The organism is Methylobacterium oryzae (assembly GCF_021398735.1).
In the GTDB taxonomy this organism is placed as follows: domain Bacteria; phylum Pseudomonadota; class Alphaproteobacteria; order Rhizobiales; family Beijerinckiaceae; genus Methylobacterium.
Genome location: NZ_CP090349.1, coordinates 1,351,398 through 1,372,626, shown reverse-complemented (window position 1 = coordinate 1,372,626; position 21,229 = coordinate 1,351,398). Strand labels below are relative to the sequence as shown.

The 21,229-nt window shown below is 73.0% G+C and carries 22 protein-coding genes; 11 read left to right on the top strand and 11 right to left on the bottom strand.

Annotation, left to right across the window (positions count from 1 at the left end; all coding sequences use genetic code 11):
* Nucleotides 1-42: 42 nt before the first annotated feature.
* The 3 genes from LXM90_RS06600 to otsB form a co-directional block, all read right to left on the bottom strand.
* On the bottom strand, nt 43-1,044 hold the full coding sequence (locus tag LXM90_RS06600) for a glucokinase (protein WP_234082120.1): 1,002 nt from the start codon (nt 1,042-1,044) through the stop codon (nt 43-45).
* A 117-nt stretch (nt 1,045-1,161) separates the two neighbouring features.
* Complete coding sequence (locus LXM90_RS06595) at nt 1,162-1,566, bottom strand: DUF4260 domain-containing protein (RefSeq protein ID WP_234082116.1); 405 nt, start codon at nt 1,564-1,566, stop codon at nt 1,162-1,164.
* A 29-nt stretch (nt 1,567-1,595) separates the two neighbouring features.
* Nucleotides 1,596-2,339 (bottom strand): trehalose-phosphatase, encoded by a 744-nt coding sequence (otsB, locus tag LXM90_RS06590; RefSeq protein WP_234082114.1) that lies wholly within the window; start codon nt 2,337-2,339, stop codon nt 1,596-1,598.
* A gap of 114 nt (nt 2,340-2,453) precedes the next feature.
* On the opposite strand from otsB, the gene LXM90_RS06585 reads away from it, so the two are divergent.
* Both LXM90_RS06585 and LXM90_RS06580 read left to right on the top strand, forming a co-directional pair.
* A complete protein-coding gene (locus LXM90_RS06585; protein WP_234082112.1) occupies nt 2,454-2,963 on the top strand; it encodes a DUF427 domain-containing protein in 510 nt (169 codons plus the stop codon).
* A 52-nt stretch (nt 2,964-3,015) separates the two neighbouring features.
* Nucleotides 3,016-4,239, top strand: coding sequence for a serine hydrolase domain-containing protein (locus tag LXM90_RS06580; protein ID WP_234082110.1), 1,224 nt, complete (start codon nt 3,016-3,018; stop codon nt 4,237-4,239).
* 28 nt (nt 4,240-4,267) lie between these two features.
* Here the strand turns inward: LXM90_RS06580 and LXM90_RS06575 are convergent, their stop codons facing one another.
* The 5 genes from LXM90_RS06575 to LXM90_RS06555 form a co-directional block, all read right to left on the bottom strand.
* Nucleotides 4,268-4,882, bottom strand: a complete 615-nt coding sequence (locus LXM90_RS06575; protein ID WP_234082107.1) for a DUF2147 domain-containing protein — start codon at nt 4,880-4,882, stop codon at nt 4,268-4,270.
* Nucleotides 4,883-5,119: 237 nt separating this feature from the next.
* The gene (locus LXM90_RS06570; RefSeq protein ID WP_234082105.1) at nt 5,120-5,650 is read right to left on the bottom strand and encodes a GNAT family N-acetyltransferase; all 531 of its coding nucleotides are present in this window, start codon (nt 5,648-5,650) and stop codon (nt 5,120-5,122) included.
* A 142-nt stretch (nt 5,651-5,792) separates the two neighbouring features.
* On the bottom strand, nt 5,793-6,002 hold the full coding sequence (locus tag LXM90_RS06565) for a hypothetical protein (RefSeq protein WP_020090567.1): 210 nt from the start codon (nt 6,000-6,002) through the stop codon (nt 5,793-5,795).
* Between the two features lie 394 nt (nt 6,003-6,396).
* The gene (locus tag LXM90_RS06560; RefSeq protein ID WP_012322375.1) at nt 6,397-6,597 is read right to left on the bottom strand and encodes a hypothetical protein; all 201 of its coding nucleotides are present in this window, start codon (nt 6,595-6,597) and stop codon (nt 6,397-6,399) included.
* A 98-nt stretch (nt 6,598-6,695) separates the two neighbouring features.
* Nucleotides 6,696-7,799: a helix-turn-helix transcriptional regulator gene (locus LXM90_RS06555; protein WP_234082103.1), complete on the bottom strand. Its 1,104-nt coding sequence runs from the start codon at nt 7,797-7,799 to the stop codon at nt 6,696-6,698.
* A 458-nt stretch (nt 7,800-8,257) separates the two neighbouring features.
* Here LXM90_RS06555 and LXM90_RS06550 point away from each other — a divergent pair, with 458 nt between their 5' ends.
* Genes LXM90_RS06550 through LXM90_RS06530 form a run of 5 tightly spaced genes read left to right on the top strand, consistent with a single transcriptional unit; the run spans nt 8,258 to nt 14,118 of the window.
* Nucleotides 8,258-9,412, top strand: coding sequence for a polysaccharide biosynthesis/export family protein (locus LXM90_RS06550; protein ID WP_020090569.1), 1,155 nt, complete (start codon nt 8,258-8,260; stop codon nt 9,410-9,412).
* Entirely contained in the window at nt 9,409-10,941 is a 1,533-nt protein-coding gene (locus LXM90_RS06545) for a GumC family protein (RefSeq protein ID WP_020090570.1), read from the top strand. The genes LXM90_RS06550 and LXM90_RS06545 overlap by 4 nt, the downstream gene beginning before the upstream one ends.
* Entirely contained in the window at nt 10,938-11,579 is a 642-nt protein-coding gene (locus LXM90_RS06540) for a CpsD/CapB family tyrosine-protein kinase (RefSeq protein ID WP_020090571.1), read from the top strand. The genes LXM90_RS06545 and LXM90_RS06540 overlap by 4 nt, the downstream gene beginning before the upstream one ends.
* Entirely contained in the window at nt 11,576-13,180 is a 1,605-nt protein-coding gene (locus tag LXM90_RS06535) for an O-antigen ligase family protein (RefSeq protein ID WP_020090572.1), read from the top strand. The genes LXM90_RS06540 and LXM90_RS06535 overlap by 4 nt, the downstream gene beginning before the upstream one ends.
* Nucleotides 13,177-14,118 (top strand): glycosyltransferase family 2 protein, encoded by a 942-nt coding sequence (locus LXM90_RS06530; RefSeq protein WP_020090573.1) that lies wholly within the window; start codon nt 13,177-13,179, stop codon nt 14,116-14,118. Before LXM90_RS06535 ends, LXM90_RS06530 begins: the two co-directional genes overlap by 4 nt.
* A 4-nt stretch (nt 14,119-14,122) precedes the next feature.
* Here LXM90_RS06530 and LXM90_RS06525 read toward each other — a convergent pair whose 3' ends face one another.
* Nucleotides 14,123-14,860 (bottom strand): class I SAM-dependent methyltransferase, encoded by a 738-nt coding sequence (locus tag LXM90_RS06525; protein ID WP_020090574.1) that lies wholly within the window; start codon nt 14,858-14,860, stop codon nt 14,123-14,125.
* Between the two features lie 39 nt (nt 14,861-14,899).
* On the opposite strand from LXM90_RS06525, the gene LXM90_RS06520 reads away from it, so the two are divergent.
* Nucleotides 14,900-16,075 carry a DUF1972 domain-containing protein gene (locus tag LXM90_RS06520; protein ID WP_043711944.1) on the top strand — a complete coding sequence of 392 codons (1,176 nt, stop codon included), beginning with the start codon at nt 14,900-14,902 and terminating at the stop codon, nt 16,073-16,075.
* 28 nt (nt 16,076-16,103) lie between these two features.
* Here LXM90_RS06520 and LXM90_RS06515 read toward each other — a convergent pair whose 3' ends face one another.
* Together LXM90_RS06515 and LXM90_RS06510 are read right to left on the bottom strand one after the other, a co-directional pair.
* On the bottom strand, nt 16,104-16,694 hold the full coding sequence (locus tag LXM90_RS06515) for a serine acetyltransferase (protein ID WP_020090576.1): 591 nt from the start codon (nt 16,692-16,694) through the stop codon (nt 16,104-16,106).
* A gap of 8 nt (nt 16,695-16,702) precedes the next feature.
* Complete coding sequence (locus tag LXM90_RS06510; RefSeq protein ID WP_026604529.1) at nt 16,703-17,305, bottom strand: serine acetyltransferase; 603 nt, start codon at nt 17,303-17,305, stop codon at nt 16,703-16,705.
* A 128-nt stretch (nt 17,306-17,433) separates the two neighbouring features.
* Here LXM90_RS06510 and LXM90_RS06505 point away from each other — a divergent pair, with 128 nt between their 5' ends.
* Genes LXM90_RS06505 through LXM90_RS06495 form a run of 3 tightly spaced genes read left to right on the top strand, consistent with a single transcriptional unit; the run spans nt 17,434 to nt 21,229 of the window.
* Nucleotides 17,434-18,912, top strand: coding sequence for a lipopolysaccharide biosynthesis protein (locus LXM90_RS06505; protein WP_026604530.1), 1,479 nt, complete (start codon nt 17,434-17,436; stop codon nt 18,910-18,912).
* Nucleotides 18,909-19,850: a glycosyltransferase family 2 protein gene (locus LXM90_RS06500; protein WP_026604531.1), complete on the top strand. Its 942-nt coding sequence runs from the start codon at nt 18,909-18,911 to the stop codon at nt 19,848-19,850. Before LXM90_RS06505 ends, LXM90_RS06500 begins: the two co-directional genes overlap by 4 nt.
* Entirely contained in the window at nt 19,847-21,229 is a 1,383-nt protein-coding gene (locus tag LXM90_RS06495) for a right-handed parallel beta-helix repeat-containing protein (RefSeq protein WP_020090580.1), read from the top strand. Before LXM90_RS06500 ends, LXM90_RS06495 begins: the two co-directional genes overlap by 4 nt.

The following is a 21,229-nucleotide window of genomic DNA, read 5'->3' as shown; positions in this document are numbered from 1 at the left end:
GTCCGGCCTCGCTCCGCGCCCGGCCGACGCCGCCGCGGGCGCTCACGCCCCCTTCCGCCACACCTGCCCGTGGTAGACGAACTTGGCGCCCTCGTTCGCCAGGGCCGCCAGGCCCCGGAAAGCGGGGTCGTGGACGGTGATCACGCTGGTCGGGATCCGGCGCATCATGGCGGCGAAGGGCGCCTTCTTCTCGAAGGCGTCGCGGAAGCCGCTCTCCTCAAGCACCTTGAGGATCCGGGGCGCGATCCCGCCGCCGATATAGACCCCGCTCGTCGCCAGGAAGGTCAGCGCGAGGTCGCCGCAGACGCGTCCGAGCACCCGGCCGAACAGCTCGAGCGTCTCCGCGGCGTGCGGATCGGTGGCGCTGAGACCGGCCTCGGTGACCGCGGCCGGCTCGATCTTCTCGTGCGGCTGCCCGGTCCGGACATGGGCGACGGCCGCGTGGAGCCGCGACAGGCCCGGCCCCGACAGCACCGTCTCCACGGTGATCCGGTCCTCGACCCGCTCCAGCGCGTGCCAGACCTTCTCCTCGAAGGCGTCGGCCGGACCGATATCGGTGTGGCCGACCTCGGTGGAGACGATGGCGAGATGCGCCGCATAGGGGACCAGCGCGGCCGCGCCGAAGCCGGTCCCGGGGCCCAGCACCACGCGGGCGCCGCCGGGCACGGGGGGACAGGGGCCGACCGGCGTGAGGTCGTGGGGCTCGATATCGGCGGCGCCGGCCGCCACCGGCACGTAGTCGTTGACCACCGTCGCGGAGGAGAGACCGAAATCCTCGGCGATGCGCTGGCCGGCGATCTTCCAGTGCGCGTTCGTCAGCTGGATCTCCGGCCCGTCGACCCGGCCGGCGATCGCCAGGATGGCCGAGCGCGGTGCCGGGCCGCCGCCCTTGGCCAGCGATGCCTTGATGGCGCTCGACGGATCGGGATGGTCGGCGGTCGCCTCGTGCGCGAGGAGGCGGGGCTGGTCGCCGGACGTCTCGATCAGACCGAACCGCGCGTTCGTCCCGCCGATGTCGCCGACCAGAACCGGAAACTCGAACATCGCAACTCGCCTCTGCTCTCTGGCCCGCCGCGACGGGACTCGCGTCCGACACGGCTCCGGCGATTCATCGGCCGCGCGACCCCGCGCGGGCAAGTCCCAATCGGCGGCGTCCGCCGCTCAGGATTGCGCGATCGTCTTGTCACGCGGCCGGCCGATCACGCCGAGATGGGTATCACCGAAGCCGCTCCCGTATTTGAGACCGTAACCGAGGGCGCGGTCGAGGCCGATATGGGCCAGCCAGATGAGGACCGGCCCGACGGCCTCGGGACGGCCCGAAGCGATCGCCAGGGACAGGCCGACGAGCGGCAGCGCGAGCGTGTGGGCCGCGTTGTAGAGCACGGCGCCGACCACGCGACCGGCCGCGTAGCCCAGCATGCTCAGGTCGGGGACGAAGAGCAGCGCCGCGAAGAGCCACCACGACGGCCCGAGCCAACCATAGGCGAGCAGGGCGGCGACCAGGATGCAGCCCCCCTCCAGCCGCAGCAGCAGGCGCGGCCAGCCCGTGACGGAACGCCCCGACATCGCGACCTCCCCTTGGACAGCGCGGCGAGTCAGGCCGGCGGCAGCGCGTCCGGGTCGATCGCGCCACCGTTAGCCCAGTTGCTGAGCAGGGCACGGACGGCGGCGGGGTCGGGCAGGCGCCGCCGGGCGACAGTCTCGCCGTCACCGACGCGCACCGCGACGCCGCCGTCCTCGTTGATCGACGCGAAGGCGATCTCGTCGGTGCGGTCGTCGCCGAAGAAGACGGGGACTCGTCCGGCGTAGGGCGCCTGCGCCATGAAGGCGCGGATCGCGTGGGCCTTGGTGGCCTGCGCCGGGACAATCTCGCCGACCGCCTTGCCGAGTTGCAGGCGGTATTCGGCGCCGAGCGCCTCCGCCGCGCCCTTCACCAGCGTCTCGGCCCGCAGGGCATCGTCCGGGTTCGCGAGCCGCCAGTGGACCGCCACCGAGGCGCCCTTGTCCTCGATCAGGACCTGCGCCAGCGCGGCGCTCTCGGCCTGCAGGCGCGCGACCTGCCGGCGCAGATCCGGATGGTCCTCCGCGCGGCCGCCCGTGAGCGCGCCGGCGACCCGGCGCTCGACGCCGTGGAGACCGGCCGCATCCAACCGGGACGGCGCCAGGAAGCCGTCGATCACCGTGACCGGCCGGCCGGTGACGATGGCGAGGGCGCCGCCGAGGCGCGCCCTGAGCCGCTCCAGATCCTCCACGAGGCCGGGCTCGACCCGCACGGCGTCCGGACGCGGCGCGATCTCGGCGAGCGTGCCGTCGAAGTCGAGGAAGAGGGCGATGTCCATCGCGGGCGATCCCGGGCTCGAGTGTCGGCGACGGGCTAGCACGGGCGCGCCGGACGACAAACGCCGGCCGCAGTGCCCTATCTGGATCCGCACCGGCACAACACGAGGTTCTCCATGCGCGGATCGCCCTTTCGGCCCGTTCCCGATCCGGTCGGACCGGGCGAGGAGAGCGTCTGGGACTATCCGCGGCCGCCGCGGCTCGAATCCGTCCCGGACCGGCTGCGGGTCGTGCTCGGCGGCCGCGTCATCGCCGAGACGGGTTCCGGGTTCCGGGTGCTCGAGACCTCGCACGCGCCGACCTACTACCTGCCGCCCGCCGACATCGCGGACGGGACGCTCGTGAACCGGCGGCGCGGCGGGATCTGCGAGTGGAAGGGACAGGCGGTCCTGTTCGACGTGCACGGCGGCGACCGTCTCGTGCCCGGGGCGGCCTGGGCCTACCCGGATCCGACCCCGGATTTCCGCGCGATCGCCGGCTACGTCGCGTTCTACGCCGGCCCGATGGATGCCTGCTTCGTCGGGACGGACCCGGTGACGCCGCAACCGGGAAACTTCTACGGCGGCTGGATCACACCCGGCATCGTCGGTCCGTTCAAGGGCAGTCCCGGGACGATGGGCTGGTGATTTCGTCCCCCGCCCCTTCTACGTTCGCGGAAAGCCACGACGAGGAGACCGCATGAGCGCGCTGACCGAGACCGATCCGACCGGCGCCGGGGTCAGCCCGGAGGGGCTCGCCCGGATCGCGCCGTGGATGGACCGCCTCGTCGGCGACGGCCGGCTGGCCGGCCTGTCGGTCACCGTGGCGCGGCGCGGGCGCGTCGCCTTCGCGCGCGCCTGCGGGCAGGCCGACCTCGCCCGGGCAACGCCGTTCACCCTCGACACGGTCGCCCGGATCTACTCGATGACCAAGCCGCTGACCTCAGTGGCGGTGATGCAGCTCTACGAGCAGGGCCTGTTCCAGCTCGACGATCCGATCTCCCGGGTCCTGCCCGAGTTCGCCGAGATGCGCGTCGCCGTGGGCGGCAACCGCGCGAAGCTCGAGACCGAGCCGGCCCGCCGGGCGATCACCGTGCGGGACCTGCTGACCCACACGGCCGGGCTGACCTACGGCTTCATGGAGGCGACCCTGGTCGACGCGCAGTACCGCGAGCAGGGCGTCGACTTCCTGGCGCGCGAGGGCACCCTCGCCGAGATGACCGCGCGGGTCGCGAAGCTGCCGCTCCTCGCCCAGCCGGGCAGCGCCTGGAACTACAGCGTCGCCACCGACGTGCTCGGCCAGTACGTGGCCGCGCTGACCGGCCGCCCGTTCGCCGACCACCTCCGCGAGGCGGTGATCGGGCCCCTCGGCCTGGTCGATACCGACTTCCACGTGCGGCCCGAGCTGATGCCGCGCTTCTGCGCCACCTACGCGTACGACCGCGCGCGGCAGCTGCGCCTGTTCGACGATTCCGTGGACACGGCCTTCGCGCGCGCGCCCGCCATCGCGTCGGGCGGCGGCGGCCTCGTCTCGACGGCCGCGGACTATCAGCGCTTCTGCCGGATGATCCTCAACCGGGGGACCCTCGACGGCGCGCGCCTCCTGGGCCGCAAGACGGTCGACCTGATGCTGGCGAACCACCTGCCGGGCGACCTGGCTGCGATGGGCACGCCGCGCTTCGCCGAGACCTCCTACACCGGCATCGGCTTCGGCCTCGGCTTCTCGGTGATGCTCGACCCCGCCCGGGCCCAGATCCTCGGCACGCCGGGCGAGGTCGCCTGGGGCGGCCTCGCCTCGACGGCGTTCTGGATCGACCCGGCCGAGGATCTGTCGGTGGTGCTCATGACGCAGCTCGTTCCGTCCTCGGCCCTGCCGATCCGGCGCGAGCTGCGCGTCCTGACCTACGCGGCCCTGGCCGACTGAGGGCCGGCCACGCGCGGGTCCGCGCCGGTCACTCCTCCTTGGGCGCCTCGGCGGCGCCGGGCTTCTGGGCCGGCTTCGCGCCGGCCTTGGCGGTCGGCTTCGGGGCGGCGGTGGCGTATTCGGGATCGCTGCGCGGACCGTTCGCACCGTTGGTCGGGCCGGGGAGCTGGCCGGGCGCGAGATCGGTCACCTTGGTCCAGGTCTGGGACTTGCACAGGAACGCGATCAGGCAACCGCGCACCGTCAGCTCGCCGGGCGTCTCGGTCCAGATGGTGACGTCGTAGGACTTGCCGTCCTCGGAATTGTAGATCTTGCCCTCGTAATGGGCGTCGGCATTCGGCTTCAGGCCCAGGATCAGCTGGTGTCCGAGGGACGGCCGGGCCTGCTTCTTGGGATCGGGGTTCTTGAAGTCGATCCGCGGCTCGCCCTTGTCGTTCAGCGGGACCTTCAGCCACACCACGTATCCGCAGAGCCGGTCACCCGCGGTCCCGCACTTCTCGAGGCGCACGCGCGCGCGGCCGTCCTCGGTGAGATAGGTGCCGCTGGGATCGGTCGGCGTCTTGGCCTGGGCCGTGCCCGCCAGCGCCGAGAGCGCCAGGATCGCGAGCGGCGCAACCCGGCGTCCGATCGATGTAAACCGCATACCCGAACTCCCATCCCTCGCGAGTCGTGATGGAGCCTTGACCGCCCGCCCTCGCGTGTGCCGCTTCCGCGCAGGAAAGATCGCTCCCTCCGCGCCATCGCGCCCGCGCCGAGAACCGGACGGCGTGCGCGTCATGCCCGCCCTCTCCCGCGCGAAGTTGTCCGCATCATGACAACTCAGCCGCGGCTCTGGACGGGAATCGACCCGGCGATACTGGGATCGGTGCGCCTTGGACGGTCAGATCCGCGTCGGCGGAAGGCTGCGGCCGGGTCCCAGGCTGCGCTGCATGAGCGTCACATCGAGCCAGCGCCCGTGCTTGTGGCCGACTCCCGCGAGCGTTCCGACGGGCGTGAAGCCGAGGCTCGCGTGCAGCGCGATCGAGGCGGGTGAGCCGCTCTCGGCGATGATGGCGACCAGGGTCCGGCAGTCGATCTGCTCGCTCGCCGCGATCAGGGCGGTGAGCAGGCGCCGGCCGACCCCGCCTCCTCGGGCCGTCCGGGCGACGTAGATCGAATCCTCGAGGGTCGAGCGATAGGCGGCGCGCTGGTGATAGGGGCCGGCATAGGCGTAGCCCGCGACCGCGCCGTCCCGTTCGGCCACGAGGTAGGGAAAGCCGCCCGCGCGCAGCACCTCGAAGCGGCGCGTCATCTCGGCCAGCGTCGGCGGCTCCGTCTCGAAGCTGGCCGTGCTGGAGGCGACGGCGTCGCCGTAGATCGCCGCGATGGCGGGAAGGTCGGCCTCCGTGGCCGGGCGTATCACGTCTGTCACGGCCGCAGGTTACGCGAGGCGGCGCGGCTCCGGCAATCTCCCCCGCACGAGCCGGGCGCGGCTCGATCCCGCGGAGGGTGGCGGAGCCTCGGCAGGACCGGCGCCTCGGCGCAGATCCCGCACGGCTCGAGGATGCGATGACTTACTCGGCGGCGGACATCTCGGCCGTGAAGTGGCCGCACCAGTCCTTCGAGGCCACGACCGGCCAGAGACCCTTCGACTCGGGGGCCGGCTGGCTGACCGGCGGATTGAAGCGGCAGAGGCCCTCGTCACCCTGCGCCTGGGCACCGTTGAGCTTGTGATCGTCGAAGAAGCGGCAGCTTTCGCAAGCGGCGTTCGCGGAACCGGCCATCGGGTCTCTCCATCGGGTATCTCGGAGGGAGGGGACCGCCTCGGCGGCGCGCCCTCCACAGTTCTTAATTAGAATAGCTCGAAAGTAAGGTCAACGGCTGGCTTGCGCGGGGCTTGCGGGCGGGGGGCCGAGCGCGACGCGGTGCGAAAGGGTGGAGCGAGGGCGACTGGAGACGTGGACGCGCGGGCGGTCCGGGTCGGCGGGCGCCGCGCCGACGGTCCCGTCATCTGGGTGAGAAGGTCAGGTGCCGCGCGAACCGATCTCGCTGGCGCCATGGCCCAGAACGCAGCGAAGCCGGATTCCGCTGGGAATCCGGCTTCGGAGAAGCGGCGATGACTTGGTCATCACCCTCTGGCCGATCCGATCGCCGTCAAAGTAGACGGCGTCGGGACGGTCAGCCCTGCTTGGCCTTCTTGTTGGCGTTGTGGTGACCGATCGCGCAGCCCGCGGCCGCGCCCATCTTGCCGTGTCCGGCCATGTGCCCGGCGACTCCGCCGACCACGGCGCCCTTGAGGCAGCCCTTCGCCTGGGCGGGCGCGCCGGCCAGCAGGCCCGCGACGGCCAGGGCGGAAACGAGTGCGATCCGATTCGTCATCGAGACATCTCCTGTCGTTCCTGCGGCAACCGGCGGCCGGCCCCACCCGTTCCGGCGCCGACGCGACAGGGCCGCGCGCCTCTCGGAACCGTGACCCCTCAGCGCGCGAGCCCGGCCACGAGCCGCACGAGATCCGACTGGCGCGTCGCTCCGGTCTTGGCGAAGATCGCCTTCAGCTGCGAGCGCGCGGTCGCCGCGGTGATCGCGAATCGCGAAGCGGCTTCGGCCAGCGAGATCCCGCTCGACAGCGCCTGGGCGAGGCGCGCCTCCGCCGGGGTCAGCCGATAGGCCGCCTGGAGGATCGCGGTCGCGGGCGCGGCCGGGGCCCCGGGCACGCTCCCGAGGAGCAGCGTGCTCGCCCCGGCGAACAGGCCGCGGCTCGGCCCGACCAGCGGCACGACGTGGATCACGAGCGGCGGCCCGTCCCGTCGCGCCGCGACGACCGCCGAGATCGGCGGGCGGCCGGAGGGCCGCGCCAGGGCTTCGAGCTGCCGCGCCGCCTCCGGATCCTCCGCGGTGAGGCGGCCGCCCGAGAGCTTCAGGTCGCGCCCGAGGAGGGCGCCGAACGCGTCGTTCCAGCGGAGCGCCCGTCCGTCGGCGTCGAGAATCAGGGCGGCGCGGTCGATCAGCTCGAAGGCCTGCGTCAGCCCCGCGAGCCGGGCCCGCTCGACCATCGACGTCAGCAGGCCCGCGCGCTGCAGGAGCGGCGACAGGGTCGCGAGGCGCCGCTGCTCGTGCAGCTCGTACGGTCCCTGCTCCACGGTCCGCTGCAGGGAGAGGCACCACAGGCGTCCCTTCACGGAGAAGCCGATCCCGGCGAACCAGCGCAGGCCGCGGGAGGCCAGCAGGTCCTGGTAGAAGGGCAGGCGCGCGATCTCCTCCGGCGTGGTGAAGTCCTGATCGACCGCGATCCCGCGCGTCCGCATGAGCGGGATGCCGCGGAGGCGATGGTCGTCGCGGTGCCAGCCCTCGTCGAAGTAGCGGCGCGAGGCGTCGGCGAGGGAGGCGGTGCAGAGCGATTCGAGGCCGGTCCGGTCGGAGCGCAGAAGGAGGGCGCCCTCGCTGCCGGACGCCCGCACGACGCGCTCGGCCAAGTCAGGCCAGCGCGCGGGATCGATCACGGCCTCCTCGAGGTCCTCCCGGAAGCCGGACTCCAGGTCGTCGTGCAGGCGGGCGAAGAGATCCGGCCTCACGCCCGACATGTGACGCGCCTCCGCCGCGCCGGATACTGGCGCCCCGCGCCGGCTTGTCGAACTCTCGTCCTCGCTCGGTACGGCTCCATACCGTCGAACTATAGATCAGGTTCTTAAATCCGGGCAAGCATCCCTCTAATTACAGGTTTAGATCGGCGGGAGCGTGCGCGGGACTTGTCGGGAGACGGCACCGCCGCGGCGGGATCCGCGCATCGACCCGCCGGCGGCGGGAACGACTGCGCCCCGGCCGCGCACACGCGTTCGGCCTGCGCCGGAACCCGCCCCCCTCTACGGGGCGGGCGAGGCTCAGCACTTTGCCACGGCTTGCCAGACACAACTTCTGATAGAGTTGCCGAGAGCCGGGTTCAAGCCTCGTTAACCAAGCTTGGCGATTGTATCGCGGTGCGCGGTTCGATCACGAGTTGTGATGGGACGAGCGCACTCGAGCAGGATGCGGCTGAAGGTCGATGGCGTTTACCCTGTCTGCGTTCCTCGGTGTCGCGCGACGGCGTCCCGGCCGGCCATCCGGTGCCTCGGCGGTCGCGCTCGCGCTCGTCGCCTGCGCGCCGCTGCTCGCCGGCTGCAGTTCCGGGCGCCCGCAGAGCGCGGCGCGCTCCGGCCTCGACGTGGCTCAGACCGGCTCGGTCACCGAGGGCCTCCCGGCCGCGCTGGTCGCGGCCGCCCAAGAGGAGGTCGGGCGGACCATGCGCCTCGGGCTGGCGAACTACCGGCTCAACGTCGGCGACAACCTGGAAGTCTCGTTCCTGATCGATTCCAGCGTCGTCCAGCCGACCTACCGCCTGAACCCGAACGACGAGTTCGACGTCGATTTCCGCACGCACCCGGAATACAACCGTACGGTGATCGTCCGGCCGGACGGCCGGATCTCGCTGCCGGGCAAGAACGGCATCAAGGTCGCCGGCCTGTCGCCGGAGGCGGCCGCCGCGCTGATCAAGAGCACCTACGACGACGTGCTGATCGATCCGGTCGTCACCCTGATGCTGCGCCGGTTCCGCACCGTCACCGACGATTTCCGCGACCTCACCCAGCGGGCCGACATGGGCCGCGTGAAGGTCCTGGCGATCGAGCCGGACGGCAAGATCAACCTGCCGATGGTGCCTCCGGTCCAGGCGGCGGGCCGGACCGTCCACGAGGTCATGGGCAGCCTGAACGCCGCCTACAAGCACCAGCTGGCCTCGGTGACGACCAGCGTCCGGCTCGCGAGCCTCGTCCCGGCCAACACCATGGTGTTCGGCGAGGTCCGCGCGCCGGGTCCCGTCACCCTGCAGGGGCCGCGGACGCTGGCGCAGGTCCTGGGCTCGGCCGGCGGCGTCCTGCCGACCGCGGCCGGCGAGGCCGTGCGGATCATCCGCTTCGACGCCGAGGCGGCCGGCAGCGTGCGCATCGTCGACATCGGCCAGCCGGGCTTGGCGGACTCGATCGTGGTGCCGCCCAACGCCACCGTCTACGTGCCGCCCTCGCTGCTGGCCAAGACCGCCCGCGCGGTGGACCTCGTGGTGCGCCAGATCCTGCTCTTCAACGGGACCGGCTTCGGCGTGAACTACATCACCGGCCCGTCCGCCAGCACCTCCACCAGCGCCACCGTGAGGTCCGGCACGTGAGGCAGAGCGACCTGACCGCCGCCGACGCGGTCGAGGGCCCGGCCTTCGACCTCCGCGACGCCCTCGCGGCCCTGTTCCGGCACATCCGGCCGGCGCTGCTGATCCTCGTCGCGGCGATCCTCGGCGCCGGGATCTACCTGCTGCTGACGCCGGCCGAGTACACGGCCGACGCCAAGCTGATCATCCGTCTCGGCCGCGAGAAGGCGGGCGCCCCGCTCCAGGGCGGCGCGAACCAGAACTACATGTTCTCGGAGCGCGCGCAGAACGTGAACAACGAGATCGAGATCCTGCGCGATCCCAGCATCGTGCGCGACGAATTTGCGACGCTGAAGGCGATCACCCCGACCGGCGACCTCGGGCCGCCCCCGGCGGACTGGACCGACTGGCTGATCTACCAGGGCCGTCAGGCCGTGCGGAGCGCGAAGGCGGTCAAGACCTGGGTCGTCGATACGGTGCGGATCCCGTTCGAGGCGGTGGGCCTGCTGCGCCACCTGACCCCGGACGAGAAGCTCTACGAGGCGTACCTCGCGGCGTTCAAGGTCGTCTTCGTGAAGGAGACGGACGTGATCCTCACGGGCTTCACCTGGACGGACCCGCACTTCGCCGCCCAGGCGCTGAACCGGCTGCTCGACGCCTACAAGCGCCGCCACGTGGAGGTCTACGCCGACGAGACTCCCGCCTCGTTCTACCAGAGCAAGCTGGAGCGCGCCCGGGCCGACCTCGCCGCCATCGACGCGCAGCTCTCGACCTACCTCAAGGGCAACAACACCGCGAGCTTCGAGATCGAGCAGCAGAACGACCTCGGCACCCTCGCTGACCTCGCCAAGCAGAAATCGGCGGCGCAGATCGAGCGCGAGGTGGTCGAGACCCGGCTCAAGCGCACCCGCGAGGCCGGGCCCGACCGCTGGCAGCCGACGCCGCCCGACGCGGACCCGACGGTCACGGCCTTCGACCAGCGCTGGGCGGACCTGCGGACGAAGCGCGCCGAGTTGGCGGTGCGGTTCCGGCCGACCGCCCCCGAGTTCGTGAGCCTCGATCGGGACCTCGCGGCCCTGGCCCGGCAGAAGTATCAGGCGCTCCTCGCCGCCGACACGGCGAAGCTCGCCATCCTCGCCGAGAAGATCCAGAGCATCACGGGGATCGAGCAGACCCGCCGCCGGGCGGCCATCGGCCAGAGCGACGCGGCGCTGGCCTACGGCCGGCTGACCCAGCAGAAGGGCCTGCTCACCGACGAGATCACCGAGACCCAGAAGCGGATCGACGCTCTGAAGACCGGCACGGGTCTCGACGCGCAGGCCGTCACCTCCTCGGCCCTCGTGGCGCGCGCCGTGCCGCCGCGGCTGCCCTCCGGCCCGAACCGGCCGCTGATCCTCGGGCTCGCGGCCGGTCTCGGCCTGCTCGCCGCCCTGGCCTACGTCGCCCTCGCGGAGATCCTGGCCCAGACCTACCGCAGCGCGTCGGAGGTCGCCCGCTCGCTGCGGGTGCCGGTGCTGGCCGCGGTGCCGCTGCAGACGGGAGCCGCCGCATGATCGCCGCCGCCATCGCGCCGAAGATCGATCCGGCGATCCTGGAGCCGGCCCTCGTCCAGCTCACCCGGCACGAGGCGCGCGTGCGCCGGGTCGGCCTCACCGCGGTCCAGCCCGGCGAGGGCGTCAGCACCCTCGCGCGTGAACTCGCCGGCGCCTACGCCCGGCGGGGCCGCAGCGCCGTTCTGATCGAGGCGAACTGGTCCCGCCCGTCGCTGGCGGAGGCCTACGGCCTGACCGGCCAGCCGGGCTTCGCCGACATCGTCGCTGGCACGGTCGCCCCGAGCCGCGGCGTCCACCCGGTCGCCGACAACCTCAGCGTCGTGCCCGCGGGCAGCCCGTCGGCCATCCGCCAGGCGACCCTGGACGACGGCCGCGTGGAGGATTTCCTGGCGCTCGTCGACGACCGCTTCGAGCTCGCGATCGTGGATTGCGAGCCGATCACCGAGATCGGCGACGCCGCCGCGCTCTCCCCCTTCGTGGACGGCTTCATCGTGGTGATCGGCGCCGAGCGCACCCGTCGGGCCGTGGCGCAGCGCGCCCTGGCCGACCTCAAGGCCGCCGGCGGGGCGCCGCTCGGCGTCGTCCTGAACCGCACGCGGCGGCCGATCCCGCGATGGCTCTACCGGTGGCTCGGATGAGCGCGGCGCCCGTCCGCGCGCTGCGGGTCCTGCCGCTCGCCGGGATCGGCTTCGCGGCCGCGGCCGGGGCGATCGCCCTGAGCGCGGCGCCGCTCAAATTCGCCGTCGTCGGCCTCGCGGCGGCCTTCGGCGGGGTCGGCGCCCTGATCGTCGGGCGGCTCTATCGCCTCACGCCGCTCCTGCTCGTCGCCCTCGCGGTCGGGCTGACGGTCAAGCTCGACGTCAGCTTCCTCCAGCATTTCGAGGCCGTCGGGCAGTACCTGCCGAGCATCGGCGGCGGCGCCGGCCTGACGGTGAGCGTCGCCCTGCTGGTGGCCACGGCGCTGATCGTCGCCAAGCTCACCGGACTCGGGGAGGACGCCCCGGGCCTGCGGCTCGACCGGCCCCTCGTGCTGACGCAGCTCGGCTTCCTGATCGCGGGGCTGCTCTCGCTCTCCAACGCCACCGACCCGGCCTATCTCTGGTTCGACACGTGGCGCTTCGCCGGCCTCCTCCTGGTCTCGGTCGCGGTCTCGAACCTGTCCGAGGGCGACATCCGGACCCTCGCGCTGGCGATCTGCGCCCTCTGCCTCGTCCAGACCGCGGTGGCAGGCCTGCAATACGTCTCGGGCTCGGAACTCGGCCTGTCGGTGCTGGGCGAGGAACAGATCGTCGAGGAGAACATCAACTTCTCGGCCCAGCGCCGCGCCGGCGGACTGAAGGTCCACCCGAACATCCTCGGCTACTACTACGAGTTCGTCTGGCCGCTCGCCCTGGCGCTGGCCCTGTCGCGCGGCCCGCTGCTCCTGCGCCTCGCGGGGGCGGCGGGCGCCGCCTCGGCCCTGGTCGGCGTGGTCCTGACCCTGTCGCGCGCGTCCTGGCTGACCTTCCCGGTCTCGGCCGCCCTCCTGATCCTGCTGGTCTACCGCGACCGCCTGTTCTCCCGGACGAGCCTGATCGTCCTCGGCCTGCTGGCGATCGTCGGCGCCGTCGCGGCGCTCTACGCCGGCCCGCTGATCTGGGAGCGGCTCACCGCCGACGACGGCGGCTCGGCCGCCCAGCGCGGCCCGCTGAACGCCGCGGCCCTCGCCCTGTTCGAGCAGTTCCCGATCTTCGGCGTCGGCCTGAACAACTTCGGCAACCAGTTCGCGGTTCTCGACAGGACCGGCCTGTCCCGGCTCGCCGGTTTGTTCGACCGGTCGAACCACGTGGTGCACAACCTGCACATCCTGATCCTCACCGAGGTCGGGGTCGTCGGCTACGCGGCCTTCGCGCTGGTCTTCGGCATCGGCATCGCCCGGGGCTTCCGCGCCGCCCGCCGCGCCCCGGTGGGCGATCCGCTCGCGGCGATCGCGGCCGCCTGCGCGGTCGGCCTGATCGCGCACCTGCTGCACGGGCTGGTCGATCCGGGCTTCCGCCTGAATCTCGGCATCGCCGAGTTGCTCTACACCGGCCTCGGGCTGATCGCCGGGGTGCGGGCGGCGCAGCGGCGCAGGGCCGTCGCAGCGTCCCGGGCGGTCGCGTCGACGGGCCCGATCGGCGCGGCGCGCGCGCGTCCGGAGCGGATCCCCGTGCCGTCCGGGCGTCGCCCATCCCTCGCAGCGTACGGAGACCGTCCGTGAGCGCCGTCAGCCTCAGCGTCCTGATCGTCACCTACAATGCCGGCCGGGACATCGAGACCTGCCTGGACCTGCTGGCGGCGAGCCGGGTGAGACGCCCCTACGAGGTGATCCTCGTCGACAATGCCTCCACCGACGGGACGCCCGAGCGCGTCGCGCGGGCCTTTCCCTGGGTGCGGGTCATCGCCGAGCCGACCAATCACGGCTTCGCGGGCGGCAACGCGCGCGCGCTGGAGCACGCGCGCGGTACCGCGATCCTGCTCCTCAACCCCGACGCGTTCCTGCACGACCCGGACGCGCTCGCGGGCCTCCTGGACCATCTCGACGCGCAACCGGATGTCGGGGCGGTCGGCCCGCGCCTGACCTTCCCGGACGGGACGCATCAGGTCGGTGACGCCGGCTACGAGCCGCGCCCGCTCTCGATCCTGGTGCACGCCGCCGGCCTGTCGGGCCGCCTCGGGCTGCGCGGCCTCTACCTCGTGAGCCGCCAGGCCAGGGGGGCGCGGGCGCTCGACGTCGACTGGATCTGCGGGGCCTGCCTGCTGCTGCGCCGCTCGGCGATCGCCGCGATCGGCGGCCTGGAGAGCCCGATGTTCCTCTACGGCGAGGACGTGGACTGGGGCTGCCGACTGCGCGATGCCGGCCTGCGCGTCGCCTACCGCCCGGACATCGCCGTCACCCATCTCCAGGGCGGCTCGGGAAGCGCCCGCTCGGCACGCTGGCTCGACGGGCTGGCGGCCATCTACAGCCTGCGCAATGCCGGGCGGCTCCTGTCGTCGCCCGCCTTCTTCTCCGGCCCGCTCCGGCTCGGCTTCACCCTGCGGGCCGTGGCCTACGGTGTCGCGGCCCGGCTGCGCCGGCAGCCGGACCTCGCCCGCAAGGCCGAGGACATGCGCAGGTTCTCCGGGCACCTGCGCAGTCTTCGTCTCCGACCGCGATGAACCGTCACGGCCGTTTGCGGATGAACACCATGTGGTAGCCCTTGAAGGGACCCGGCGTGAGCCGGAACAGCAGCTCCCAGAACTTGCCCAGGACGATGTTCTCGCCATGATAGAACGGCTGCCCGTCGAAACTGTAGGTGAAGTGCTCGAACCGGTCAGTTGGGAAAAGCCGCTTCCGCGCCGCCTCCGTGTTCATCGTGTAGAGCGGCACGAACGAGTCGATCTCGACCCGCCGCGGCTCGACGAGGCGCAGCACCCGGGCGTGCAGCCGCTTCGGCACGAGCCGCGCCCCGATCCCGACATAGCCCCAGCGGTTCGGCGTCCAGGCGCAGAGCCAGCCGCCCGGCGCGAGCACCCGGCCGAGCTCCGCCGCGGTGACCTCGGGGTGCTCGATATGCTCGAGGACCGAGAAGGCCGAGATCAGGTCGAAGCTCCCGTCCGGAAATGGCAGCACCCCGTCGTGACCGATCAGCCGGACCTCGTCGGCCGACCGGTTGCCGAGGACCGCCTCGTCGACGTCGCAGGCGACGACCTGGGCGCAGCGCCCCCGGAAGTCGCCGAGGTGCCGCCGCAGTGGGACCGGGTCATCGCTCCACTTGCCGCGCCCCGCGCCGAACTCCATGACCCGCATGTCGGAGCGGAGCAGCGCGTTGACGCGCACGATGTACTCCATCCGGTGGTCGTGCCGGGAATAGCCCCCGGCTCCCATCTCCCGGAACAGACGCTGTTCGACCGTGACCATGCCTCAGGCTCCTCTGAACGTGCTGCGCCGACGGCGCATATGAAATCCGGGGGATCGGGCGGGCGCCCGACAGTGGCGATCCTCGGCACCCGCGGGGTGCCGGCGGCGCACGGGGGGTTCGAGACGCTGGCGGAGCGCCTCGCGCTGGAGCTCGTGGCGCGCGGCTGGCGGGTCGAGGTCTATTGCCAAGTCCGCGAGCCGGCGCCCCCGATGGTCTGGCGCGGGATCCTGCTGATCCCGGTCGCGGTCCGGGGCGACGGCGCCGTCTCGACGATCGTGTTCGACCTGAAATGCACCCTGCGGGCGGCCTTCCGGCCGGCCCTGCCCCTCGTGCTCGGCTACAACACCGCGGTGTTCTCGCTGCTCTACCGGCTGACCGCCAAGCGCAGCGTGATGAACATGGACGGCATCGAGTGGAAGCGCGACCGCTGGTCGAAGCCCGCCAAGGCCTGGTTCTGGCTGAACGAGCGGCTCGGCAGCCTGTTCTCGACCCACCTCGTGGCGGACCATCCGGAGATCGCCCTGCACCTCGCCCGCCGGACCTCGGCCGCCCGGATCACCACCATCGCGTACGGCGCCGACCCGGTGCTGGAGGCCTCGACCGAGCCGCTGGCGACGTTCGGCCTGCGCCCGCGGGATTACGGCCTGCTGATCGCCCGGGTGGTGCCCGAGAACCTCGTGCTCCAGATCGTCCGGGCCTGGAGCGAGGTCCGGCCGGGCCTGCCGCTGCTCGTGCTGGGCAAGCTCGCGGAGTCCGACCCGTACCACTGCGCCGTCCGCGCGGCGGGCGGGCCGGACGTGATCTTCGCCGGCGCGATCTACGAGGCCGAGCGCGTGGCCGCACTCCGCTTCCACGCCCGGTTCCACATCCACGGCCACACCGTTGGCGGGACCAACCCGTCGCTGGTCGAGGCGCTGGGGGCGGGCTCGCCGATCCTCGCCCACGACAACCCGTTCAACCGCTGGGTGGCGGGGCCGCAGGCGCTGTACTTCGGTGACGAGACCGAGCTGCGGCGGGGCATCCTCGGCCTGGTCCGGGCCGGGCCGCGCCGCCTCGCGGTCATGGGCGAGGCGTCCCGTCGCCGCCACGCCGAGGCGTTCACGTGGCGCGGCATCTTCGACGCCTACGAGCGCGTGCTGCGCCGCCAGCTGGCGCCCAGGCGCCAGGGCCGGGAGGCGCGGCCGGCCGTCCGCCGCGAGCACGGGCGCGCGTGAGCCGGGCACCGGCCCGGCGCGTCCGGATCTAGCGCCCACGGCCCGCCTCCGGGCCGCGGCCGCCGCTGCGGAGCTGCCGCTGGACCAGCATCGTCACGGTGCCGGCCGGGACGTCCCGGAGGCTGCAGACCCCGATCCCGATCGTCGCGCCCGCGCCGATGGCAACCGCCCCCTGCACGGCGGCGTGCGCGCCGACCACGGCGCCGTCGCCGAGACGGGGGCCGTCGGCGGGGAACGGCTGGCTCGGGAAGACCCAGTCCCGCGGCCCGACCAGGGTGCCGGGGAGGAGCGTCAGGTCGGCGCCCCCGGTGCCGCAGAAGGCGACCCGCGCCGGGTGCGGCACGAACAGCCCGGGCCCGAGGCGCGAGCCCGGATGCAGGCAGGCGCCGGTCAGCCGCAGGGACAGGTCCGCCACCAGGGCGGCGCAGCGGCGCCAGCCCCGGCCGTGCAGCAGGTGCGCGGTCCGGTGGAGGATCGCCACCTGCATGGCCGGCAGCGTGAGGTGCATCGCGCGCCGCAGCCGCGAGGTCGGCTTGCCCCCCGTCGTCTGGCGCAGGACGCGGGCGAAGTCGGCCGCCAGGAGGCGCCGCAGGCCCGGCAGGGTGACGTGGTCGGTCATCGGGCCGCTCACGCCGCGCCCCCCCGGCCGGGAAGCGGCCGCCAGGGCTGCGGCATGACCTCCTCGTCGGCCTGGACGGGCTTGAGGATGGTGGTCCGCGGGCCGATCCGGGCCCGGTCACCGATCGGGACGGCGCCGAGCACGATGGCGCCCGCCTCCAGGACGACGTCGTCGCCCAGCACCGGCAGGCCGGGGCCGCCGCCGATGTCCTGATCGGGCTCCTTCAGCAGGCCGCCGATGGAGGCCTGGATCCCGAAGGCGGCGTCGCGGCCCACGGCGCCGGCGATGACCGTCCCGTAGGGCTGCGGCAGGAACAGGCCGCCGGCGATGCGGCTGGAGGGCGGGATGTCGGCGCCCGTCCACCAGCCGTTCACCAGCCACAGCAGCCACGCCGCCATCCGCCATCCGCGCTCGTGGGCGTAGCGGGACAGGCGGTAGAGCCAGACCGCGTGGTAGCCCCGGCGCAGGCGGGCCGGTCCGCCGCCGCGGCGGCGCCAGTGATCGCGGTCGGCGGACAGGGCAGCCCGCACCTCGGCCCACCGGAGACGCCCCGCCTCCGCGTCCACTCCGCGCGAGAGACGCAGATCCGGTCCAGCGGCTGTCTCGGACATACGCAGTCCTCCGGTTTTTCCCAACGCGACAACTCTGCAACCATAAATTGAGCTTGCGGTTGCAAGCCATACGCAGCCTGCCACGATGCAATCGTAGGTCGCAGTTTTCAGTCAGGCTTCACCGAGAGATGCTTCGCTTGGTAAACCGATTGTCGGGACGGAGGCGCGCCGGCGGGCTGCGCTACGGCGCGAACCTGCTCGGTCAGGCGGCGGGGCGCGGCGTCTACCTCGCGGCCGGCTTCGCGGCCTTCGTGATGGTCGGCCATTTCGCCGGCCCGGCGGCGCTGGGCCGCTACGGCCTCGCCCTGGCGATCCTCGCGGTGGCGCTGATCGCGGCGGATTTTGGCACCACCCTGACCTTCGGGGCGCGGCTCGGCGCGATCGGGCCGGAGATGCGGGCGGCCGAATTCGGCCGGATGCTGTCGGCGCGCCTCGTCCTCGGTCTCGGGACCGGCGCCGCACTCCTCGGTGTCCTGCCGATGCTGCCGGACGCGATCCGGCCCGCCCTGGCGCTGGCCGCTCTCCTCATGCCGCTCGCGGCCGCCCGCTTCCTCGACGCCCTGTTCCAGGTCTGCGGGCGCCCGGGCTGGTCCGTCTGGCCGTCGCTCGCCAACGCCGCCCTGCTGGTCGGCGGGACGGCACTCGCGCTCTGGCTGCAGCTTCCGGAGGCGGCGCTCAGCCTCGTGGCGGTGGCCGCCGGCATCGCGTACGGCGCGGTCGGGCTGGCGCTGGCGCTGCGCCTCGTGCCCGCCCGCCCCGCCTCGCTGCCGCACGCGCTCGCGACGATCCGGGCCGCGGCGGGGGTGGGCGTCTCGAACGCCCTCGGCTCGCTCAACGGTCGGATCAGCTTGATGATGCTGGCCGCCTTCGCGGGCGCGGCCGAGCTCGGCCAGTTCACGGCCGGCTTCCGGTTCTTCGAGCTCGGCGCCGCGGTGGCGATCACCCTGTGCGCCCCGCTGGTGCCGGTCTTCGGGCGCGCCGTCGGGCCCCTGGTCGACGGACGGTCGCGCGCCGGCACGACCGCCCTGCGCGCGCGGGTCCGCGGCGCGCTGGTCCCGATCCTCGCCGCGTCCTGCGCCGGAGCGGTGGCGACCTGCGCCCTCGCGGAGCCGCTGGTGCGCCTCGCCTTCGGCCCGGATTTCGGCCGCGCCGTCCCGGTGCTGCGCATCGCCACCGGGATGAGCGTCCTGCTGATCGCCGCCACGATCCTGTTCGCGGGCCTCGTCCCGCTGGGCCGGACCGGCTTCGCGGTGCGCGGGAGCGCGGCGGCCTGCGCCACGAACCTCTTCGCCTGCACGCTGCTGATCCCCTGGGATCCGCTCCTCGGCGCGGGCATCGCCGCGCTGCTCGCCGAGGCCGCGATGCTCGGCGTCCTGGCCCAGGCCTTCTGGCGGGAGGCCGGACCGCCCCTCGCCCTGGCCGACGTGCCGATCCTCGCCGCGCCGGCCCTCCTCACCGTCCTCGCCTGGGCCGCCGGTCCCGCCGCCCTGGCGCCCGCGGCGGTGCCCGCCGCCGCGGCCCTCTCGGCCGCCCTCGCGGGGTGGCTGTGCCTGCGCCGCGCCCCGACCGATCCCCTCGACCTCCCGCTCCCGGAAGCCTCCTCATGAGCGATCGACCCGTGCTCTCGGTCATCATCCCGACCTACAACCGCGCCGACACGCTGCGCCTGTGCCTGAGGGCCTTCGACCGGCAGGAGACGGACGCGCCCTTCGAGATCGTCGTCTGCGACGACGGCTCGACCGACCACACCGGGACGGTCGTCAGCCGCGCCGTCGCCACGGCCCGGATCCCCGTGGTGCACCTGCGCCAGGAGAATGCCGGGGCGAACGCCGCCCGCAACCGCGCCATCGCGGCGGCGCGGGGCGAGCGCCTCCTGATCGTCAACGACGACACGATCCCGGTCCCGAGCCTCGTCGAGGCGCACCGGCTCGCCCACGCCCGGCGGGGCGGTCGTGAGACAGCGATCCTCGGACGGATGACGATCGACCCCGCCCTGCCCTTCTCGCCCTTCTCGGCGCTCCACCACGACGCCTCCTACGACGCGCTGGCGGGCCGCGACGCGGTCGGCTGGGACGCGTTCCTGACCTGCAACGTCAGCGTCGACCGGCGCTTCCTGGAGGAGGCGGGCGGCTTCGACCCGAAGCTGTTCTGGCACGAGGACATCGAGCTCGGCGAGCGGCTGGCCCGGCGCGGCATGCGCCTGTTCTACGCGCCCGAGGCGCTGGGCTACCACCACCACCTCCTGGACGAGGCGGCCTACCTGCGGATCGCCGAGCGCGAGGGCGCGGCGCTGGTGCTGTGGTATCGCAAGCGCCCGGACCTCGTGGCGGATCTCGGCCGGCTCGGCCTCGTCGGGCCGCCGCCGCTGGGCGCGGCGGCGCGCCACCGGGTCGCCGACCTCGCCATGCCGCAGGCGCTCCTGCCCGGCTGGCAGATGGCGGCGCGCGCGCTGACGCGGATCAGCCCCGAGGCCGGCCGCAGCGTGTGGCGGCGGCTGTTCCAGCGGCGCAAGCGCCTCGCCATCGCCCGGGCGCTCGCGGCATGAGTTGGCCCCGCACGGTCCTCGGCGGCGCCCTGTCGGCCCTGCTCCTGCCGGTCCTGTCCGCCTGCGGGCCGGCCGACGCGCAGGTGCAGCAGAACATCCTGGTCGATCCCGCCGGCGGCGCGAAGCCCGGCTACACCACGGTGGCGCGGCTCGCCGACGTGCCCTTCGCCAGTCTCGGTCCCGGATCGAGCGTGCTGGTCCGGGGCGGCAGCTACGGCGACGTCGTGTTCGTCGGGTCCCGCGGGACCGCGGCGGCGCCCGTGACGGTGGCGGCAGAACCCGGCACGCAGCCGCGGCTGTCCAACTCCGTGGTGTTCGAGAACGCCACCTACGTCACGGTCACGGGCCTGAGCGTCCAGGGCGCGGTCAATTCCGGCTTCATCATCCGCCGGGGATCGAGCCATGTCACGGTCGCGGGCTCGACCGTGTCCCGCTCCGGCCTGGGGATCTGGATCGGCGACGGTGCCGGGGCGGGTCACCGCATCACCGGCAACACCCTCGCCGACAACCAGACCCACGGCGTGGCCGTCGACGTGATCAACGCGCCCGCAGAGGATCCGAGCTTCATCCTCGACAACACCGTGACCGGCAACGGCATCCACGGGATGGAGATCAACGGTTCCGGCTACGTCGTGGAGGGCAACCGCGTCTCGGGCAACGGCGTGGGGATGTCGGGCACCTCGGGCATCCACGTCTACGCCAAGGACGCCGCCCAGGACGCCGGCGACCGCAACATCATCCGGTACAACATCGTCACCGGCCAGAAGGAGACGACCGGCCAGGACGGCAACGGAATCCAGATCGACCAGTGGTGCGACGGCAACATCGTCGCGTTCAACGTCGCGGCCGACAACGACGGCGCCGGGATCAACCTGTTCGACGCCGGCTCCAACACGGTGGTCAACAACTCGACCACCGGCAACATGCGCGATTCCGGCGGCAAGCACGTCTATCGCGGCGAGATCGTGCTGGCCTCCGACTACACCAAGCAGGTCGACCGCACGTCGAACAACCGGGTGCTCAACAACATCGCCTACGCGACCCGGCCGAACGTGGCCGCGATCGTGGTCGAGGCGACCACCACCGACAACAACAACGCGATCGGGCCGAACTTCCTCGGCAGCGCCGTCGGCGCCCCGCTCTACCGCTGGGGCACGCAGGCCACCGGCGACGGGGCGAGCCTGCCGCTCAACGGTCAGGGTCCCGACCTCACCGGCACGCCCGCCTTCCGCGATCCCGCGAACCCCATGGCCGGCGGGCTCGCCCTGACGGCGCCCCCGGCCCGCGCCGGCATCCCGCTCGGCGCCACCCGCGACATCGCCGGCCAGGCCTACGCCCCCGGCGAGGCCCCGACCTTCGGCGCCTACAGGAACCCGTAA

Excerpts from the sequence above, each read along its gene's own strand:
- LXM90_RS06505 (WP_026604530.1), top strand. The coding sequence starts at position 17,434 with ATGCTTCGCTTGGTAAACCGATTGTCGGGACGGAGGCGCGCCGGCGGG.
- LXM90_RS06575 (WP_234082107.1), bottom strand. The coding sequence starts at position 4,882 with ATGCGGTTTACATCGATCGGACGCCGGGTTGCGCCGCTCGCGATCCTG.
- otsB (WP_234082114.1), bottom strand. The coding sequence starts at position 2,339 with ATGGACATCGCCCTCTTCCTCGACTTCGACGGCACGCTCGCCGAGATC.
- LXM90_RS06495 (WP_020090580.1), top strand. The coding sequence starts at position 19,847 with ATGAGTTGGCCCCGCACGGTCCTCGGCGGCGCCCTGTCGGCCCTGCTC.
- LXM90_RS06500 (WP_026604531.1), top strand. The coding sequence starts at position 18,909 with ATGAGCGATCGACCCGTGCTCTCGGTCATCATCCCGACCTACAACCGC.
- LXM90_RS06600 (WP_234082120.1), bottom strand. The coding sequence starts at position 1,044 with ATGTTCGAGTTTCCGGTTCTGGTCGGCGACATCGGCGGGACGAACGCG.
- LXM90_RS06560 (WP_012322375.1), bottom strand. The coding sequence starts at position 6,597 with ATGACGAATCGGATCGCACTCGTTTCCGCCCTGGCCGTCGCGGGCCTG.
- LXM90_RS06510 (WP_026604529.1), bottom strand. The coding sequence starts at position 17,305 with ATGTCCGAGACAGCCGCTGGACCGGATCTGCGTCTCTCGCGCGGAGTG.
- LXM90_RS06555 (WP_234082103.1), bottom strand. The coding sequence starts at position 7,799 with ATGTCGGGCGTGAGGCCGGATCTCTTCGCCCGCCTGCACGACGACCTG.
- LXM90_RS06535 (WP_020090572.1), top strand. The coding sequence starts at position 11,576 with ATGAGCGCGGCGCCCGTCCGCGCGCTGCGGGTCCTGCCGCTCGCCGGG.
- LXM90_RS06520 (WP_043711944.1), top strand. The coding sequence starts at position 14,900 with ATGAAATCCGGGGGATCGGGCGGGCGCCCGACAGTGGCGATCCTCGGC.
- LXM90_RS06580 (WP_234082110.1), top strand. The coding sequence starts at position 3,016 with ATGAGCGCGCTGACCGAGACCGATCCGACCGGCGCCGGGGTCAGCCCG.
- LXM90_RS06595 (WP_234082116.1), bottom strand. The coding sequence starts at position 1,566 with ATGTCGGGGCGTTCCGTCACGGGCTGGCCGCGCCTGCTGCTGCGGCTG.
- LXM90_RS06525 (WP_020090574.1), bottom strand. The coding sequence starts at position 14,860 with ATGGTCACGGTCGAACAGCGTCTGTTCCGGGAGATGGGAGCCGGGGGC.
- LXM90_RS06585 (WP_234082112.1), top strand. The coding sequence starts at position 2,454 with ATGCGCGGATCGCCCTTTCGGCCCGTTCCCGATCCGGTCGGACCGGGC.
- LXM90_RS06550 (WP_020090569.1), top strand. The coding sequence starts at position 8,258 with ATGGCGTTTACCCTGTCTGCGTTCCTCGGTGTCGCGCGACGGCGTCCC.
- LXM90_RS06515 (WP_020090576.1), bottom strand. The coding sequence starts at position 16,694 with ATGACCGACCACGTCACCCTGCCGGGCCTGCGGCGCCTCCTGGCGGCC.
- LXM90_RS06565 (WP_020090567.1), bottom strand. The coding sequence starts at position 6,002 with ATGGCCGGTTCCGCGAACGCCGCTTGCGAAAGCTGCCGCTTCTTCGAC.
- LXM90_RS06540 (WP_020090571.1), top strand. The coding sequence starts at position 10,938 with ATGATCGCCGCCGCCATCGCGCCGAAGATCGATCCGGCGATCCTGGAG.